This is a genomic window from Streptomyces sp. NPDC002564 (assembly GCF_042889645.1).
GTDB lineage: Bacteria > Actinomycetota > Actinomycetes > Streptomycetales > Streptomycetaceae > Streptomyces.
In genome coordinates, this window is sequence record NZ_JBIARE010000005.1 from 19,235 (window position 1) to 36,400 (window position 17,166).

Sequence of the window (17,166 nt, forward strand, 5' to 3'; positions counted from 1 at the left end):
CGTCCGAAATCGGCGTCCGTCCCCCTCGGCCTGTCGCGCACGATCTTCGTAAGTTCTTTCGAGACCCTAGCGGGACGAGGATGGGGATGAGGCGGGAATACTCAACTGGAGGCGTCAGTGCAAGAAGGGCCGGGGCCGATGGCCGGTTCTTTTCCGGCGGACGGAAGTTCGCGGCGGATCCTGCGGAACGAGACGCTGCTCGTCCTGGCTCTCTCGCTGGGAGCGAGTGGCGTGTCCGCCCTGATCAGCTTTGTCGGGTCGGTCACCAAGCCGGGCGGTCTCAAGGACCAGGCGGCCACGCTCAACGCGTCGGCGGCGCCGGGGCGTCCCTGGCTTGATCTCGCGTGGCAGTTGTTCGGCATCACGACCGCGCTGGTGCCGGTGGCGCTGGTCGCGCACTTCCTGCTGCGCGAGCGGGCGGGTCTCGGCACGCTCGGCTTCGACCGGACGCGGCCGTGGCCGGACCTGGGCCGCGGTGCCGCCGTCGCCGCGGTGATCGGCAGCACGGGCATCGCCTTCTATCTGGCGGCCCGCGGGCTCGGGTTCAACCTCACGGTGGTGCCCGAGGCACTGCCGGACGTGTGGTGGAAGTACCCCGTCCTCGTGCTGTCCGCGGTGCAGAACGCGGTCCTCGAGGAAGTGATCGTCGTCGGCTACCTGCTGCGCAGGCTCGGTCAGTTGGGGTGGACCCCGATGGCCGCGCTGGTGGGCAGTTCGGTGCTGCGCGGCTCGTACCACCTGTACCAGGGCATCGGCGGCTTCGTCGGGAACCTCGCGATGGGTGTGGTCTTCGTGCTGCTGTACCGCAGGTGGGGGCGGGTCGGCCCACTGGTCGTGGCCCACTCCCTGCTGGATATCGGGGCGTTCGTCGGGTACGGGCTGCTCGCGGGCAAGGTGGGGTGGCTGCCTACGCCGTCGTAGGCAGCGCCCGCTCCTGCGGTGGGTGGGTGCGTGCCGCGTCAGGCGAAGAGCTCGCCCTCGATGACGGTGACCGCGCGGCCGGTCAGCAGGGTCCGGTCGCCGCGCAGTGCGGTGCGGACCAGGCCGGTGCGGGCCGAGGCCTGCAGGCCGGTCAGCTCGGTGCGGCCGAGACGCTCGGACCAGTAGGGCGCGAGCGCGGTGTGCGCGCTGCCGGTGACCGGGTCCTCGTCGATGCCGACGCGCGGGAAGAAGCCGCGCGAGACGAAGTCGTAGCCCCGTGAGGGGTCCTCGGCGCGTGCCGTGGCGATGATGCCGCGCTCGGAGTGGCGGACGAGGGCCTTGTGGTCCGGTGTGAGTGACCTGACCGTCTGCTCGTCGGCGAGCTCGACCAGCAGGTCGCCCGTGTTCTTGCCGGTGTCGTACGCGGCGAGCGGCTCGGCGCCCAGGGCCTCGGCGACGCCTTCGGGCACGGGCGTCCCGGTGAGCGGGGCGGTGGGGAAGTCGAGGGTGAGGGCGCCGTCCTCGTGCGCGGTCGCCGTGAGCACGCCGCTGAGGGTGGCGAAGCGGACGGTGCCGGTGGCGGTTCCCGTGGTGTGCAGGACGTGCGCCGTGGCCAATGTGGCATGGCCGCAGAGGGCGACCTCGGTGGCGGGCGTGAACCAGCGCAGCGCCCAGTCGGCGTCGCCGCCCCGGGGCAGCGGGTGGGCGAAGGCGGTCTCCGCGTGGTTGACCTCCCTGGCCACGTGCTGCAGCCAGGTGTCGTCGGGGAAGGCGTCGAGGAGCACGACCCCGGCCGGGTTGCCGGCGAAGGGGCGGTCCGTGAAGGCGTCGACGATGCGGATGCGGTGGGAAGTCGGCATGAGGTCGACGTTAGGGGGCAGTGGCTTCACGGTGACAAGGCCAATCGGGATTGTCTGGACTGGTTTTTGGTCTGATTGGACTGTGAGGCGGGGGGGCGGGCGTGGGGCGGCTCGTCTCGCGCGGCCGTCGTTCCCCTGGTAGGCAGGCAGCAGAGTTCCTGGCGGGCCGGTGGCGGAGGAGGTGGACGAAGGCATGCTCCGTACCGCGCTCGTGGCCGCGCTCGCCGCGGTGGCCCTCGCCGTGGGAGCACTGGCCCTCTCCGTGAGTGCCTGGTGGTGGTGGGCCGCGGCACCGCTGCTCGCGGCCGCCGCCGTGGGGACGTACGACGTCACCCAGCGCCGCCACTCCGTGCTGCGGAACTATCCGGTCGTGGGCCATCTGCGCCACCTGATGGAGACGATCCGCCCCGAGGTGCAGCAGTACTTCGTCGAGCGGGACTACGACGGCCGGCCCTTCGACAAGGACACCCGGTCCACGGTCTACGAACGCGCCAAGGGCGTCGCGGACGAGGATCCGTTCGGCACGGAGCTGTCCGTGTACGAGCCCGGCTACGAGTTCTTCACCCACTCGGTGGTGCCCAAGCCGGTCCCCGAGGCGCCGCCCACGGTCCGCGTCGGCGGCCCCGACTGCACGAAGCCGTACGGGATGGCGCTGCTCAACGTCTCGGCGATGAGCTTCGGCTCGCTCTCCGCGCAGGCCGTCCGTGCGCTCAACAAGGGCGCGGCCGCGGGCGGGTTCGCGCACGACACCGGCGAGGGCGGCATCTCCGAGCACCATCTGCGGTACGGGGGCGACCTGGTGTGGGAGATCGGCACCGGATACTTCGGCTGCCGTACGGACGACGGCGGCTTCGACGCGGCGGAGTTCGCCCGCAAGGCGGCCGGGGACTCGGTGCGCTGTGTCTCCCTGAAGCTGTCGCAGGGCGCGAAGCCGGGGATGGGCGGGGTGCTGCCCGGCGCCAAGGTGAACGCGGAGATCGCCCGGGTGCGGGGGGTGCCCGAAGGGGAGACGGTGATCTCTCCCGGCTACCACCGGGTGTTCTCCACGCCCCGTGAGCTGGTGCGGTTCCTCGCCGAGCTGCGCCGGCTCGCCGGTGGCAAGCCGACCGGGTTCAAGCTGTGCGTGGGCAGCCGCCGGGACGTCCTCGCGATCTGCCGGGCCATGCTCGCCGAGGACTCGACGCCCGACTTCATCGTGGTGGACGGTGCCGAGGGCGGTACGGGGGCGGCGCCCATGGAGTTCGTGGACCATGTGGGCACGCCGCTCACCGAGGGACTGGCGATCGTGCACAACGCGTTGGTCGGCACCGGGCTGCGGGACCGGATCCGGATCGGGGCCGGCGGGAAGGTGGCCACCGGCGCCGACATCGTGCGCCGGCTGATCCAGGGCGCCGACTACACGAACGCGGCCCGCGCGATGATGTTCGCCGTGGGCTGCATCCAGTCCCAGCGCTGCCACACCAACACCTGCCCGGTCGGTGTGGCGACACAGGACCCGGGGCGGGCGCGGGCCCTCGACGTGCCCGACAAGGCGCTGCGGGTACGCCGCTTCCAGCAGGCCACGGTGCGCAGCGCGATGCAGATCATGGCGTCGATGGGCGTCACGGACCCCGCCCTGCTGCGGCCGCACATGCTGCGGCGGCGGACCGCGTACGACACGGTGGTCTCGTACGCGGACCTGTTCACCTGGCTGGAACCGGGGCAGCTCCTCGACGGCGGCGGTCTGCCGGGGGAGTGGGCGCGGGCGTGGGACGAGAGCGATCCGGACGCGTTCGTGGTGTGAGGGGGGCGTGACACTCCCTGGCGACCGCTGGTGGTGTTCGCCCTGATGACCGCCCGCCCTGGTGACCGCCCGCCCTGATTACCGCTCGGCGTCCCGCCTTCGGCAGGATGTGCACATGACCGAGATCCGCACCCCCCGCCTGCTGCTCCGCCGCTGGACCGACGACGACCTCGCACCGCTGGCGGACATCGACGCGGACCCCCGCGTCATGCGCTGGATCGACGGCGGGCCGGTGCGGGATCCGGACGCCACCGCGGAGGCCATCGAGCGGTGGGAGGAGGAGTGGGACGACGAGGGCTTCGGCCTCTTCGCCGTGGAACTCCTCGCCTCCGGCGAGCTGGCCGGGGTCACCGGCCTGTCCGTGCCGGAGTACCTGCCGGAGGTGATGCCCGCCGTGGCGATCAGCTGGCGTCTCGGCGCCCCGTTCTGGGGCCAGGGGTACGCGTCCGAGGCGGCGCAGGCCACGCTGGAGTTCGCCCTCCAGGACCGCGGCCTCGACCGTGTCATCAGCATCGACCGCGTCGGTAACCGGGCCTCCGAGAACGTGGCCCGCAAGCTCGGCATGACGCTGGAGCGGGAGACGACGCATCCGATGTCCGGAGACGCGCTGAGCGTCCACGCGATCGACCTCAGCGAGTACGCGGGCTGATCCCGCGCGGTACGTCGGCGGGCGGTTCCCCTGGAGAACAGGGGGCCGCCCGCCTTTTTGCGTGCCCTCGGCGGCCCCGGTGTCCCTTGCCGCAGGTCAGGCACGGGGTTGTCAGGCGAACTATTCCGATATATCGTTGAGGCATCGCGAGCGATACGTGACCGGTCAAAGATCGGGCGTTCCGGTTGCGAGTCAATGAATCAAGAAATCGACGAAACGATGAATCAAGGAGTGATCGCCATGCGTTCCCATGGTTTTGAACACGAGCACGGACACGGGCAGGGTCGCGGTCGCCACGGCGGGGGTCCCGGTGGGCCCGAGGGCCGTGGTGGATTCGGGCGCGAAGGCTTCGGCGGCTTCGGTGGCTTCGACGGGCGGCGCGGTGCGTTCGGCCCGTTCGGGCCCGGCTTCGGTGGGCCCGGTGGCCCCTGGGGCGGCGGCCGGGGCGGGCGCGGCGGTCCGCGCGGCAGGGCCCGGCGCGGTGACGTCCGCGCGTCGATCCTGGCCCTCCTCAAGGACCGGCCGATGCACGGCTACGAGATGATCCAGGAGATCGCCGAGCGCAGCGGCGGGGCGTGGAAGCCCAGCCCCGGTTCGGTGTACCCCACCCTCCAGCTCCTGGAGGACGAGGGCCTGATCAGCAGCGCGAGCGAGGGCGGCAAGAAGCTCTTCTCGCTCACCGAGGCCGGTCGCGAGGCGGCCGAAGAAGGCCCCGAGGCGCCCTGGGAAGAGGCCGGGCGCGGGGTCGACTGGGACACGCTGAACGAGATCCGGCAGGCCGGCTTCGGTCTGATGGAGGCGTTCGGCCAGGTCTGGAAGACCGGCAGCAAGGAGCAGCGGGAGAAGGCCGTCACGGTCATCAACGACGCCCGCAAGAAGCTGTACCTGATCCTCGCCGATGAGGACTGAGCCGGTCGGGGCCGTCGGCCCCCACCACGGATGAGGCACCCCGCACATGCTGTGGGGTGCCTCGTTCGTCCATCTCCGGGTGTGCGTCTACGCGGCCGTGGGATGCGCGGCCCCGGCTCAGGTCACCAGGCCGTCCAGCTTGCGCAGCGACTCGTCGAGCGCGGCGGTCGCCGAGTCCTTGAGCTTGCCCGCCATCAGGGACACCGCGGCGCCGGTGAACGTCCCCTCGATGCGGACGAGCGTCCCGGATTCCTCGGGCGTCAGCGAGTAGCGGGTCGTGACGTTGACGCCCATCGGGCCCTTGCCCGCGATGGCCAGGGCGCGTGCCGTCTCCAGCTCCTCGATGGTCCAGTTCACCTCGGCCGGGAAGCCCATCAGCTTCATGTTCTCCACGAAGGTGCCGCCCGTCTCCAGCGCGCTGGGGCCACCCTGCGGGAAGCTCGTGTGCGTGGCGTTCCACTCGCCGTACGAGGAGAAGTCGGTGAGCCGGGCCCAGACCTTCTCGGCGGGCGCCTCGATGTGTGCTTCCGCGCTGACTTCGGCCATGCGGCCACCCCTTCCCGTCGGGCGCTGCGACGGCCGCAGCTACGGTGTCGCGGAACGTAGCCGCAGGTACCCGAACATTCAATACTGATGAACCGTCAGATCTGTCGGCGCGGGCCCGCGGTCGCCTCGGCGGCCCCCGGAGGCGTGGGGTACTGTTCCCTTGCCCTGCGACCGACGCAGGCGGCGCGACCGGGAGGTGAGACCCATTACCGCAGTGGCAGGTCGGGCGCTCCCCCTTCGCGACCGCGCGGTTCCCCCCGCGTAGGTGACCCGAGGGAGCCCCGTCGGGATCCCGGAAGGTTTTCATCGCATGTCGGTTCCAGTTTTCTCCGCGGCACACCGTTCCTCCGCCGTCGACGCCCTGCGCGCCGCGGGCTGCGTCTTCGCCGAGGACGAGGCCGAGTTGATCCTCGCCACCGCCCGCACCCCGGCCGAGGCGGCCGCGATGGTCGAGCGCCGCGCGGGCGGCCTCCCGCTCGAACACGTCGTGGGCTGGGCGGAGTTCCGCGGCCTGCGCGTCGCCGTGGACCCCGGGGTCTTCGTGCCGCGCCGCCGCACCGAGTTCCTCGTCGCCCGTGCGGCCGCCCTCGCCGGGCGCGAGGCCGTCGTCGTCGACCTGTGCTGCGGGTCGGGCGCCCTCGGTGCCGCGCTCGCCGCGAGCCTCGACCGCATCGAGCTGCACGCCGCCGACATCGACCCGGCGGCCGTCCGCTGCGCCCGCCGCAACATCGCCGACGCCGGCGGCCGGGTCTACGAGGGCGACCTCTACGACCCGCTGCCCGGCACGCTCCGCGGCCGCGTCGGCATCCTCCTCGCCAACGTCCCTTACGTACCCACCGACGAAGTCGGCCTGCTGCCCGCGGAGGCCCGCGTGCACGAGGCGCGCGTGGCGCTCGACGGGGGCGCGGACGGGCTCGACGTGCTGCGCCGGGTGACCGAGCAGGCGCCCCGGTGGCTGGCGCCCGGCGGGCACCTGCTGTTCGAGACGAGCGAGGGACAGGTGTCCGCCGCGCTCGCCGCCGTCGAACGGGCCGACCTTGTCGGCCACGTGGTCGAGGACGAGGAACGGTACGCCACCGTCGTCATCGGGACCTGGCCGGGAGGCGGTCGGTGACCGACGGACGTACCGCAGACGGATGATGATCCGGATCGGCGTTTCCGCCGGGCGCAGGGGGCCGTCCGCAGGGCGCGGGGGCGGTCGCGTACGGCGGGCGGGCTAGCCGACCCGTCGTATGACCGCCGCGTCGAAGAGATCGGACGCCCGGGGGAAGGGACCCTCGTCGTGGCAGTGCCAGGCCTCCCAGAACAGGTCGGCGAGCAGCGCGTCCTCGGGCGCGTACACCCGGTAGACGTACTGTCGGCCGTCGATCGCCTGCAAAGCGACCATCCAGCACCTGTTCTCCATGCCTCTGAGGGACGTACGCCACCGCGCCGTGGTTGCGTACCGGCGTGCGGCAAGGCGGCGCGCGCCGGGGGAGCGGACCGATCGGATCTCATCCGTAAGGAGGACAACCCTCGTGGGTGTGCCCACCCTGTGTCGGACGCCAAGATGCTTCCCGCCGCCGATGCATATGCCCCCAGGGGTTGATGTGGTGGGAGATGTGCAAAGCCGTACCCCGCCGGGCGCCGATCCCGGCCCGACCCGAACAGAACCCGACACCCGACTCAGCGCCGAGCTGGCGTCGGTGGTGGCGGGCGCGCGCCGGCGCGCGCTGCGCGACGGGGACCGGCAGATCGACACCGCGCACCTGTTGCACTCCCTGATGGAGACCGACCCCGAGGTGCGCGCCGTCTTCGAGAGCGGCGCCCAGGCCGTCCGCGTCCTCGGGTACCTCGTGCAGCGCAGCATCGGCTACGGCCTGCAGTGGCAGGGCACCGTCGAGGACTCCGGCGCCGTGCCGGTGGTCGCCTCCGTGCCCGCGGCGAGCTCCGTGCACGAACCCGGCTGGTCGCCCGCCGCCTCCGGCGCGCTGGACGTCGCCCTGGAACGCGCCGCACTGCGCGGCGAGTCGCGCGCCCTCGGCATCGACCTGCTCGCGGGCCTCGTCGCCGACCCCGACTGCCGTGCCGTCGAGGTCCTCGCGCGCGCCCGCGTCGACGTACCGGCGCTGCTCGGCCGGATCGAGGCCGGCTGCCGGGAGTACGCCTCCGGTGGTCACGGCTATGGCACAGGGCGCGACTACGCCGCAGGCCAGGGCTACGACACCGGCCGCGCCGCCGGCTGCTGACCCGCGTCCCCGACCGCGCAGGGAGCGCTCCCGCGTCCGCTGGGTGAGACAGGGGTCAAGGGGGATGACGGTCATGACGCCGCCTGCCATGATGTGCCGGTGCAAGCGTCTGAGGGGATTCAGGAGAGCCGGGCGAGCCGGGGGAACGCGGGCGACCGGGGGGACCTGGGCGGACGGTCCGGGCCCGGCAGGGGCGTCGGTCTGGGGCTCGCCCTGGTGTCGGCGGTCGCCTTCGGCGGCTCCGGTGTCGCGGCGAAACCGCTGATCGAGGCCGGTCTCGACCCGCTGCACGTGGTGTGGCTGCGGGTGGCGGGCGCCGCCCTCGTGATGCTCCCGGTGGCCTGGCGCCACCGCGGCCTGCTGCGGAGCAGGCCCGCCCTCCTCGCCGGCTTCGGTCTCCTCGCCGTCGCGGGCGTCCAGGCCTGCTACTTCGCCGCGCTCTCCCGCATCCCCGTCGGCGTCGCCCTGCTCATCGAATACCTGGCGCCCGCGCTCGTCCTCGGCTGGGTGCGCTTCGTGCAGCGGCGTCCCGTGACGCGGGCCGCCGCGCTCGGCGTGGTGCTCGCCGTCGGCGGTCTGGCCTGTGTCGTCGAGGTCTGGTCGGGGCTCAGCTTCGACGCCGTCGGACTCCTCCTCGCACTCGGTGCCGCCTGCTGCCAGGTCGGCTACTTCGTCCTGTCCGACCAGGGCAGCGACGCGGGCGCCGACGCCCCGGACCCGCTCGGCGTCATCGCGTACGGCCTGCTCGTCGGTACTGCCGTGCTGACCGTCGTCGCGCGGCCCTGGGGCATGGACTGGTCGGTGCTCGCGGGCGACGCCGACCTGGACGGCTCGGCCGTCCCCGCCTGGGTGCTGCTCGCCTGGATCGTGCTCATCGCGACGGTCGTCGCCTACGTCACCGGCGTCCTGTCGGTACGCAGGCTCTCGCCCCAGGTGGCGGGCGTCGTGGCGTGTCTGGAGGCGGTCATCGCGACCGCGCTCGCCTGGGTCGTGCTCGGCGAACACCTCTCGGCGCCGCAGGTCGTCGGGGGTGCGGTCGTCCTGGTGGGCGCGTTCATCGCGCAGTCCTCGGCGCCGACGGAGTCGCCCGTGCCGGGCGGAGTCCCACAGCCCGAAACGGAGTTGTCGCACAGCGGCAGCGCGTCCTAGGGTGCGGCTCATGCACGTGCACACCATCGTTCTTCCGCCGCCCGCCGCCTAGCGCGGGCCCCGCACCCCCTGCCCGAGCCGGTGGCCGGGCGGAACGCCGCTGCCCGCAGACGGAGTCAGTCGTCCTTCTCTGCTGCGGAGAACCCACGTGTCACAGAGCACCCCTTCCTTCGGCCTGCCCGTCGGGCGCGCCCTCTTCTATCTGATCGTCGCCGGCACCGCGTGGGGCACCGCGGGTGCCGCCGCCGCGCTGGTCTTCGAGAGCAGCGACATGGGCCCGATCAGCCTCTCCTTCTGGCGCTGCGCCGGCGGCTTCGTGCTGCTGCTCGGCGCCCGTGCGGCCACCCGCCCGGCACGGCGGTCGCGCCGGGCCGCGGCGGACGGGGCCCCCGCCCGGCCGCGCGGTCGCACGGTGCGCCGGGTCCTGGCCACCGGTGTGGCCCTCGCGGTGTTCCAGACCGCCTACTTCGCGTCCGTCGAGGCGACCGGCCTCGCGGTCGGCACCGTGGTCACGATGGGGTCGGGACCTGTCCTCATCGCGCTCGGCGCCCGGCTGACGCTGGGCGAGCGGCTCGGGGGCGGGGGAGTCGTCGCCGTCGTCGGCGCCCTGGCCGGGCTCGTCGTACTCGTCCTCGGCGGTGGCGGGGCGGCCGGTGCGGGCGTCCGTCCGGCGGGCGTGGTCCTCGGGCTGGTCTCCGCCGCCGCGTATGCCGCGATGACACTGCTCACCCGGCGGTGGGGGCGCGGCGGCGGTGCCGACTCGGCCGACACCACGGTCTGGTCGTTCGCCGTCGTCTCGCTCTGCCTGCTGCCGCTCGCCGCGGCCGAGGGGCTGCTGCCGCACACGGCCGACCCCGCGCGCGTGGGCGTCTACTTGCTGTACATCGCCGCCGTGCCGACGGCGGTCGCGTATGCGCTCTACTTCGCCGGGGCCGCCGTCGTACGCTCCGCGACCGTCTCCGTGATCATGCTCCTGGAACCGGTGGGCGCCGCGGTCATCGCGGTCGCCCTGCTCGGGGAGGCGCTGACGGCGGCGACCGTGGCGGGCACGGCCCTGATGCTGGCGGCGGTCACGGGGCTCGCGGTCGCGGAGACGCGGGGCGCGGTGGCGCAGCGGAGGGAAACGGCCGCGGTGTGACCGGAGCGGCGGGTGGCCCAGGGAGGGGGCGGTCCTCGCACGACGCTCTGCGAGGACCGCCCTCCCGGGCTTTCCGGGCGAGCCGCCCGGAGTGGCCCGGGCCGGGGCTTTCCGTGCGGGCCGCCCGGAGTGGCCGGGAGGCTCAGTCCTGGCGGCGGCGCACCTGGTGCGCGCGGGCGGCCTCGTCCCGCGGGCCCTGTCGCTCGGCGAGCCCCGCCGCGATGCGTTCCTGCACCTCGGCGGGCTTGTGGCTCGCGTACTTGAACTTCGCCCGTACGTCCGTCACGTCGAGGATCAACGCGCGGATGCCGGAGAGCATGCGGCCGTACGGGGCCTCGCCCGCGGCCGCCCGCGCGGAGCCGCCCTCCGGCTGGAAGTGGTCGACCTGGCGGTTGAGGACGTCGGCCTTCTCCGCCGGGTCGTCGACGATCCGGGCGGTACAGCGGAGCTGGACGGCCGCGTAGAAGCTGGTCGGGACCCCGTGCTCGGCCGGGATGTCCGGGGGCGCCTGCCACGGCCCCGGCACGTACACGTAGTCGTCGACCACGCTCAGCAGCACCTCGGGGTCGGCCTCCAGCGCGGGCCACACGGGGTTGGGGCGCGCGAGGTGGGTCAGGATCCGGCCGTGCGGACCCTGGTCCGGCTCGTGGACGAAGTGGAGGGGCTGGACGTGCGGCGGCTCGCCGGGCAGGCCGTTGACCGCGAGCTGGCCGAAGTCGTGCCCGGCGAGCCACTGTTGCCACTCGCCGTCCGCGCGGGCCGCGTCCCAGGGGTGGATCAGCATCACAGCTCGATCAGGTAGTCGGGCACCGTGATGTCCGGGGCGAGGTCCGCGGACGGGATGAGGGCGTCGTGGCCCTTGCGGAGCGGGACCACGCCCGCCCAGTGGGGGAGGTCCATGTCCTCCGGCTCGTCGTTGGGGCCGCCGGTGCGCGCCTTCGCGGACACCTCGTTCAGGTCGAGGCGGAGCACCGCGGTCGCCGCGAGCTCCTTGGTGTCGGCGGGGCGGGAGTCGGCGGAGCGGCCCGGCACGACGTGGTCGACCAGCGCGTCCAGGGCGAGCCGCTTCTCCTCGGGGTCCGTGACCTGGTGGGCGGTGCCGTGGACCACCACGGAGCGGTAGTTGATCGAGTGGTGGAAGGCGGAGCGGGCGAGGACCAGGCCGTCGACGTGGGTGACGGTCAGGCACACCTGGAGGCCCGGGTCGCGGTCGGCGGCGGCACCGGCCATGCGCAACGGCCGGGAGCCGGTCGAGCCGTGCACGTACAGGCGGTCGCCGACCCGGCCGTAGAGCGTCGGCAGGACGACGGGGGCGCCGTCGCGCACGAAGCCGAGGTGGCACACGTAGGCCTCGTCGAGTATCGCGTGCACCGACTCGTGGTCGTACGACGCGCGCTCCCTGGAGCGGGTGGGGATCGTGCGGTCGGTCGGTGCGTAGGCGGCGCTCTCCGGCGACGGGGTGTCGGTGGTGTGCGGCGTCGTCTGCATGGCTCTCCCTGTACTGCGCTGGCACATGTCGCTGTTCGTGTTGCGGCTGCTATTGCACTAGTGCATAATCTGCTTTGTGCTAGGAGAGTATCCGATCGAAGGTCGGCGCGCAGCCGACATTGCGGCCAGCGTCGAGCGGGCGGTGGGTGACGGCGGCCTCGAACCCGGGCAACTGCTGCCGCCCATGCGGGAGTTGGCGACACGCCTCGGGGTGAATCCCAATACCGTGGCGGCCGCCTACCGCACCCTGCGCGAACGCGGCGTCATCGAGACGGCGGGCCGGCGCGGCAGCCGCGTACGCCCCAAGCCCGCCACCACCACACGCGAACTGATCCGGGTGGACGCGCCGCCCGGCGTCCGGGACGTCTCCCAGGGCAATCCGGACCCGGAGCTGCTCCCCCCGCTCGGCGAGGCGTTCGCGGCGGCGGCCGCCCAGGGCGACGCGCGGCCGGTCCTTTACGGGGAGGGCGCGGTGGACCCGGAACTGGAGCACCACGCGCGCGTGGCCTTCGACGCCGACGGTGTCCCGCACGCCCCGCTCGCCGTCACCTCCGGATCGCTCGACGCCATCGAGCGGGTGCTCGCCGCCCACCTCAAGCCCGGCGACGGCGTGGCCCTGGAGGACCCGGGCTGGGGCAGCCTGCTCGACCTGGTCTCCGCCCTCGGGCTGCGGGCCGTCCCGGTCGGCGTGGACGACGACGGGCCGCTGCCCGCCGACCTGGAGCGGGCGCTGGCCTCCGGCGCCCGCGCCGCCGTCGTGACCGACCGCGCGCAGAACCCGACGGGTGCCGCCGTCACCGCCGCACGCGCGCGTGCCCTGCGCGAGGTCTTCGCCGCGCACGAGGACGTGCTGCTCATCGAGGACGACCACGGTCACGGCATCGTGGACCTGCCGCTGCACCCGCTGGCCGGGGTGACCCGCAGCTGGGCCCTCACCCGCTCGACCGCCAAGGCGTACGGCCCCGACCTGCGGCTCGCCGTGCTCACCGGCGACCCCGTCACGGTGGACCGGGTGCGGGGGCGCCAGCGCCTCGGCCCCGGCTGGGTGAGCAGGCTGCAGCAGCGGGCGGTCGCGCGGCTCTGGGCCGAGGGGGCGGTGGACGCCCGGCAGGTGGCGGCGTCCTACGGGCGGCGGCGGGACGGGCTGATCGGGGCGCTCGCCGAGCGGGGCGTCGTCGCGTACGGACGCAGCGGCATGAACGTGTGGGTGCCGGTGCCCGACGAGACCGGGGCGGTGGCGCGGCTGCTGCACGCGGGCTGGGCCGTCGCGCCGGGCGCCCGCTTCCGGCTCGGCACACCGCCCGCGGTGCGGATCACCGTCGCGGCGCTCGACGACACGGACGTCGTGGCCGTGGCGGACGCGATCGCCTCCGCCACGGGTCCCGCGCCGTCGCGGCGCTACGACTGACGGCACGGGGCGAGGCCGGCCGGGCCCGGGGACGACCGGCCTCGGCCGGGCCGCGACGGGCGGGGCCGGTCGCGGAGGTGGTCGCCGTCGTGACCGGCCGGGCCGGGCTAGGGGCGGTGCGGCGGTGTCGCGGCCGGTGGGGCGGCTTCGGGACCGGGCGTGGGGGAGGGCAGCGGTCCCCGCGGAACGCCGCGCGGCCCCGACCGGGTGAGGGCCGCTCCCGCCAGGACGATCACCGCGCCGACCGGGGTCGACCAGCTGAGCGATTCGCCCAGGACCGCCACGCCCGCCGCGGTCGCGATGACCGGGATGAAGTACGTGACCATCTGGGCGGTCGTCGGGCCGACTTCGGCGACCAAGGCGTACTGCAACAGGAACGCGACCCCCGTGCCGACGGCGCCCAGCGCCACGACCGCCAGCAGCGGAACGACGGGGAAGTGCGTCGGCAGGGTGGTGAACACGGGTGTCACCACCGCCAGTTCGACGGTTGCGACCAGCAACTGCGCGCCGGACAGCGAGAGGTTCGAGTGCCCCGTCCCGGCCAGCGTGCGGCGCACGTAGATCCAGCCGATCGGGTAGCTGAGCGAGGCGAGCAGCGCCAGCGCGGTACCGCCGAGGTCCAGACCGTCGAAGCCCTGCCAGGCGCCGAGCACCGTGAGCACCCCGAGGAACCCGATGCCGAGCCCCGCGACGCGGCGCCGGGTCGGCCGGTCCTCGGAGAGCGCGACGAGGGAGAGCGCCATGCCCCACAGCGGCGACGTCGCGTTGCAGATGCCCGCCAGCGTCGACGGGATCGTCAGCTCCGCGTAGGCGAACAGCGAGAACGGCAGGGCATTGAGCAGGAACGCCGACACGGTCAGGTGCAGCCAGGTGCGCACCCCGCGCGGCAGCCGCTCCCGCTTCACCGCGAGCACCGCGCCGATCACCGCCGTGCCGAACACCAGGCGGCCGAGGGTGACCTGGAACGGCGCGTACCCCTGCGTGCCCACCTTGATCAGCAGGAAGCTGAAGCCCCAGATGAGCGAGAGGATGCCGAAGCGGACGCGCCAGTCGAGCGCGGGACGGGGCCCGGCCCCGGGGCGGTGGCCGGGCGGGATGCCGGTGCCGCGGCGTACGGGGGTGGCGGGGCCGGCCCCGGACTGCTCGGGGGACTGCTCGGGGGGCGGGAGAACCGCCGCTGATCGGGGCGGCGGGGTCAGGGTGCTCATGCACCCCACGATGGACCTCGACGATCTCGTAGCACAAGCGAGATTTTGTGAGGCTCATCGCGTAGCATCGCTTACATGTTGAACCTGGAGCGGCTGCGAACGCTCGACGCCCTCGCCCGGCACGGCTCGGTCAGCGGGGCCGCCGCGGGGCTGCACGTCACGACGTCGGCGGTCTCGCAGCAGATGACGAAGCTGGAGCGCGAGGTGGGCCAGCAGCTCCTCGCCAAGAACGGCAGGGGAGTGCGCCTCACCGACGCCGGGCGGCTGCTCGCCGAGCACGCCGCGCGGATCCTCTCGCAGGTCGAGCTGGCCCAGGCCGACCTGGAGGAGCAGCGCGGCAAGGCGGTGGGCGAGCTGCGGATCTCCGCGTTCCCCACCGCCCTGCGCGGCCTGCTGCCCGCGACGCTGACCGCGCTGCGCGCCGACCACCCCGGACTGCGCGTGAGCTGCCAGGAGTTGGAGCCGACGCCGGCGGTCGCCGCCGTGGTGCGCGGCGACATCGACATGGCGGTCGTCCTCGACTGGTACAACAAACCGCTGCCGATCCCGGAGGGCCTCGTCAAGGCCCCGCTCCTCGACGACCCCGCCGACATCGCGATGCCCGCGGCGCACCCGCTGGCCGATCGCGCCGAGGTGGATCTGGAGGAGTTCGCGGACGACGAGTGGATCACCTGGGCGGAGGGGGAGTTCTGCCACGAGTGGCTGATGTTCACGCTGCGCGGCAAGGGCGTCGAGCCGCGCATCGCGCACCGTGCCGAGGAGCATCACACCCAGCTCGCGCTGGTCGCCGCGGGCCTGGGTGTCTGCGTGGCACCGCAGTTGGGCCGCGACCCGATGCCCGCGGGGGTGCGGATGGTTCCGGTGCGGCAGCGGGTGCGCCGCCATGTGTACGTGGTGTGGCGGGCCGACGCGGACCGCCGCCCGTCGATCAGGGCGGCGGCGGAGGCGCTGAGGGGGGCGGGGGCCGGACTGCGGTAGCCGGGGGTGGTGTTGTCGGTGACGGGTGACGGGTGACGGGGTGCCCCCGAGCCGTCCCACGCGCCGCCGCCCCCAGCCGTCCCACGCGCCCCCGTCTCACCTTATCCGATTCACCCGATCCCGCCCAGTTTCCGGAAGTCCCAGGACGCCACCGCGTCCGGCGTCAGCCGCAGCCAGGCGTGGCGGCCGTCGTGCGGCATCTCGTCCAGGCCGAAGTTCTTGCGGGCGAACAGTCGCTCGGGCACGTCGAGTTCGGGGCACGGCTCGCCCGTACGCGGAGCCTCGCCGACGAACTCCACGGTGCCCGTGAGCTCCACTCCGCGCAGCTCCCCGTAGTCCTCACCCGTGTCGACCACCACGGCGACGCGCGGATCCTTGCGCACGTCGGCCCAGCGCTTGCTGCGGGTGATCGAGTACAGCCACAGCGACGTGCCGTCCCAGGCGAACCAGAGCGTGCTGGCGTGCGGCGCGCCGTCCGGCGAGACGGTCGCCACCCGGCAGGTGCGCTCCGCGGTGAGGAACGCGTCGAGCTCGTCCGGCGTCATCATGATCCTGCGGCCCCGGCGCTGCGTGACGGCCATGTGTCTTCCTCCCGAGTGGCCATCCGGCGGAACGGATCGTCCGGACCGCCGGTCTGACTCTGCGTCAGGAAAGGATGCGGGCTCTTCCTTCGTGACGCAATGGCCGTTAGCCTCGCGCGGATTCCGGGCCCCCGGCGGGTGGCGCCCGGCGACCGGTGTCCCGGACGCCCGCGACAGGGGGAAGCCATGCCGTCGTACGAACAGCTCAGGGAACTCCTCGACCCCGCAAGCACGGTCCTGATGACCGTCGAGTGCCAGCAGGGTGTCGTCGGACCGGAGAGCGCGCTGCCCGAACTCGCCGCGGAGGCACGGTCGTCGGGGGCGCTGGCCAACGTCGCCCGCCTGGTGTCCGCCGCCCACCAGAGCGGTGTCCAGGTCCTGCACGCCATCGCCGAACGGCGGCCCGACGGGCGCGGCGCCAACCACAACGCCCGGCTCTTCCGCGCGGCCGGACGACTGCCCGTGCAGCAGCTCTCGGGCACCGCGGCCGTCCGCATCGCCCCGCCGGTCGAGGTCGCCGACGAGGACCTCGTCGTCCGCCGTCTGCACGGCCTGTCGCCCGTGGCGGGCACGGACGTCGACCCGCTGCTGCGCAACCTCGGCTGCCGCACCCTGCTGATCACCGGCGTCTCCGCCAACATCGCGATACCGAACGCCGTGTTCGACGCCGTGAACCTCGGCTACACCGCCGTCGTGCCCGCCGACGCCATCGCGGGAGTCCCCGCGGACTACACGCCCGCGATGATCCGCAACACCCTCGCGCTCGTCGCCACCATCACCACCGCACAGGAGGTGCTCGGCGCCTGGAAGCGGCCCTACCGGGCCGGCTGAGGGCCACCTCCCCGGTGCCGGCTAGGCCAGCTTGATCGAGCCGCCCGAGACCGTGATCCCGGCCGACGGCAGCGGTTTCGGCGCGGGACCGCCCTGCACGCTGCCGTCCGCCAGGGCGAACCTGCTGCCGTGGCAGGGGCAGTTGATCGTGCCGTCCTCGACGCTGGACACCGGACACTGCTTGTGGGTGCACTTGTTCGAGAACGCCTTGAAGTCGCCCTTCGTCGGCTGGGTGACCACCACGCCCTCGTCCTTGAAGATCTTGCCGCCGCCCACGGGGATGTCCGACGTCCTGGCCAGGACCGACCCCGCGGCGTCCCCGCCGTCGCCCGCCTGCTCACCGGCGGGCTCGGCACTGTCCTTGTCGTCGCTGCCGCCGCAGGCGGTGAGGGCGGCGGCGAGCCCGGCGGCGCCGAGCGTGGCCACGACGGTACGGCGGCAGGGCCCCGCGTGGGTCTCATCGGAAGTCGTCATGCCCAGGGGTACGGG

19 protein-coding genes are annotated in these 17,166 nt (G+C 73.5%); 11 read left to right on the plus strand and 8 right to left on the minus strand.

Going from position 1 to position 17,166, the window contains the following annotated elements:
* Window positions 1-138 precede the first annotated feature (138 nt).
* A complete protein-coding gene (locus tag ACFYXE_RS18845) occupies window positions 139-921 on the plus strand; it encodes a type II CAAX endopeptidase family protein (RefSeq protein WP_361176079.1) in 783 nt (260 codons plus the stop codon).
* A gap of 38 nt (window positions 922-959) precedes the next feature.
* Here the strand turns inward: ACFYXE_RS18845 and ACFYXE_RS18850 are convergent, their stop codons facing one another.
* Window positions 960-1,781 carry a PhzF family phenazine biosynthesis protein gene (locus ACFYXE_RS18850; protein WP_389313704.1) on the minus strand — a complete coding sequence of 274 codons (822 nt, stop codon included), beginning with the start codon at window positions 1,779-1,781 and terminating at the stop codon, window positions 960-962.
* Window positions 1,782-1,974: 193 nt separating this feature from the next.
* On the opposite strand from ACFYXE_RS18850, the gene ACFYXE_RS18855 reads away from it, so the two are divergent.
* From ACFYXE_RS18855 to ACFYXE_RS18865, 3 genes are all read left to right on the plus strand, one after another.
* Window positions 1,975-3,564, plus strand: a complete 1,590-nt coding sequence (locus tag ACFYXE_RS18855) for an FMN-binding glutamate synthase family protein (protein WP_389313706.1) — start codon at window positions 1,975-1,977, stop codon at window positions 3,562-3,564.
* A gap of 115 nt (window positions 3,565-3,679) precedes the next feature.
* A complete protein-coding gene (locus ACFYXE_RS18860) occupies window positions 3,680-4,213 on the plus strand; it encodes a GNAT family N-acetyltransferase (RefSeq protein WP_389313708.1) in 534 nt (177 codons plus the stop codon).
* Between the two features lie 240 nt (window positions 4,214-4,453).
* Entirely contained in the window at window positions 4,454-5,122 is a 669-nt protein-coding gene (locus tag ACFYXE_RS18865; RefSeq protein ID WP_361176067.1) for a PadR family transcriptional regulator, read from the plus strand.
* A gap of 117 nt (window positions 5,123-5,239) precedes the next feature.
* On the opposite strand, the gene ACFYXE_RS18870 is transcribed toward ACFYXE_RS18865, so the two are convergent.
* On the minus strand, window positions 5,240-5,668 hold the full coding sequence (locus tag ACFYXE_RS18870) for an SRPBCC family protein (RefSeq protein ID WP_361176064.1): 429 nt from the start codon (window positions 5,666-5,668) through the stop codon (window positions 5,240-5,242).
* Window positions 5,669-5,978: 310 nt separating this feature from the next.
* On the opposite strand from ACFYXE_RS18870, the gene ACFYXE_RS18875 reads away from it, so the two are divergent.
* Window positions 5,979-6,782, plus strand: coding sequence for a putative protein N(5)-glutamine methyltransferase (locus ACFYXE_RS18875; protein ID WP_389313711.1), 804 nt, complete (start codon window positions 5,979-5,981; stop codon window positions 6,780-6,782).
* 102 nt (window positions 6,783-6,884) lie between these two features.
* Here the strand turns inward: ACFYXE_RS18875 and ACFYXE_RS18880 are convergent, their stop codons facing one another.
* The gene (locus ACFYXE_RS18880) at window positions 6,885-7,055 is read right to left on the minus strand and encodes a hypothetical protein (RefSeq protein WP_361176058.1); all 171 of its coding nucleotides are present in this window, start codon (window positions 7,053-7,055) and stop codon (window positions 6,885-6,887) included.
* 214 nt (window positions 7,056-7,269) lie between these two features.
* Here ACFYXE_RS18880 and ACFYXE_RS18885 point away from each other — a divergent pair, with 214 nt between their 5' ends.
* The 3 genes from ACFYXE_RS18885 to ACFYXE_RS18895 all read left to right on the plus strand — a co-directional run bounded on the left by ACFYXE_RS18885 (window position 7,270) and on the right by ACFYXE_RS18895 (window position 10,183).
* Window positions 7,270-7,896, plus strand: a complete 627-nt coding sequence (locus ACFYXE_RS18885; RefSeq protein WP_361176055.1) for a Clp protease N-terminal domain-containing protein — start codon at window positions 7,270-7,272, stop codon at window positions 7,894-7,896.
* A gap of 165 nt (window positions 7,897-8,061) precedes the next feature.
* The gene (locus ACFYXE_RS18890; protein ID WP_361176107.1) at window positions 8,062-9,045 is read left to right on the plus strand and encodes an EamA family transporter; all 984 of its coding nucleotides are present in this window, start codon (window positions 8,062-8,064) and stop codon (window positions 9,043-9,045) included.
* Window positions 9,046-9,193: 148 nt separating this feature from the next.
* On the plus strand, window positions 9,194-10,183 hold the full coding sequence (locus ACFYXE_RS18895; protein WP_389313714.1) for a DMT family transporter: 990 nt from the start codon (window positions 9,194-9,196) through the stop codon (window positions 10,181-10,183).
* A 142-nt stretch (window positions 10,184-10,325) separates the two neighbouring features.
* Here the strand turns inward: ACFYXE_RS18895 and ACFYXE_RS18900 are convergent, their stop codons facing one another.
* Together ACFYXE_RS18900 and ACFYXE_RS18905 are read right to left on the minus strand one after the other, a co-directional pair.
* Window positions 10,326-10,967 carry an FMN-binding negative transcriptional regulator gene (locus ACFYXE_RS18900; RefSeq protein ID WP_389313716.1) on the minus strand — a complete coding sequence of 214 codons (642 nt, stop codon included), beginning with the start codon at window positions 10,965-10,967 and terminating at the stop codon, window positions 10,326-10,328.
* Window positions 10,967-11,671: a pyridoxamine 5'-phosphate oxidase family protein gene (locus ACFYXE_RS18905; protein ID WP_389313718.1), complete on the minus strand. Its 705-nt coding sequence runs from the start codon at window positions 11,669-11,671 to the stop codon at window positions 10,967-10,969. Before ACFYXE_RS18905 ends, ACFYXE_RS18900 begins: the two co-directional genes overlap by 1 nt.
* Before the next feature lie 76 nt (window positions 11,672-11,747).
* On the opposite strand from ACFYXE_RS18905, the gene ACFYXE_RS18910 reads away from it, so the two are divergent.
* Complete coding sequence (locus ACFYXE_RS18910; protein WP_389313720.1) at window positions 11,748-13,079, plus strand: aminotransferase class I/II-fold pyridoxal phosphate-dependent enzyme; 1,332 nt, start codon at window positions 11,748-11,750, stop codon at window positions 13,077-13,079.
* Window positions 13,080-13,186: 107 nt separating this feature from the next.
* Here ACFYXE_RS18910 and ACFYXE_RS18915 read toward each other — a convergent pair whose 3' ends face one another.
* Window positions 13,187-14,287 carry a DMT family transporter gene (locus ACFYXE_RS18915; protein WP_389313722.1) on the minus strand — a complete coding sequence of 367 codons (1,101 nt, stop codon included), beginning with the start codon at window positions 14,285-14,287 and terminating at the stop codon, window positions 13,187-13,189.
* A 75-nt stretch (window positions 14,288-14,362) separates the two neighbouring features.
* Here ACFYXE_RS18915 and ACFYXE_RS18920 point away from each other — a divergent pair, with 75 nt between their 5' ends.
* Window positions 14,363-15,265, plus strand: a complete 903-nt coding sequence (locus tag ACFYXE_RS18920) for a LysR family transcriptional regulator (RefSeq protein ID WP_361173537.1) — start codon at window positions 14,363-14,365, stop codon at window positions 15,263-15,265.
* 110 nt (window positions 15,266-15,375) lie between these two features.
* Here the strand turns inward: ACFYXE_RS18920 and ACFYXE_RS18925 are convergent, their stop codons facing one another.
* Window positions 15,376-15,846, minus strand: a complete 471-nt coding sequence (locus ACFYXE_RS18925) for a pyridoxamine 5'-phosphate oxidase family protein (protein ID WP_389313725.1) — start codon at window positions 15,844-15,846, stop codon at window positions 15,376-15,378.
* A gap of 186 nt (window positions 15,847-16,032) precedes the next feature.
* Between ACFYXE_RS18925 and ACFYXE_RS18930 the strand changes: the two genes are divergently transcribed.
* Window positions 16,033-16,677 (plus strand): cysteine hydrolase, encoded by a 645-nt coding sequence (locus ACFYXE_RS18930; RefSeq protein WP_389313727.1) that lies wholly within the window; start codon window positions 16,033-16,035, stop codon window positions 16,675-16,677.
* A gap of 21 nt (window positions 16,678-16,698) precedes the next feature.
* Here the strand turns inward: ACFYXE_RS18930 and ACFYXE_RS18935 are convergent, their stop codons facing one another.
* Window positions 16,699-17,151 carry a Rieske (2Fe-2S) protein gene (locus ACFYXE_RS18935; RefSeq protein WP_389313729.1) on the minus strand — a complete coding sequence of 151 codons (453 nt, stop codon included), beginning with the start codon at window positions 17,149-17,151 and terminating at the stop codon, window positions 16,699-16,701.
* Window positions 17,152-17,166: the final 15 nt, after the last annotated feature.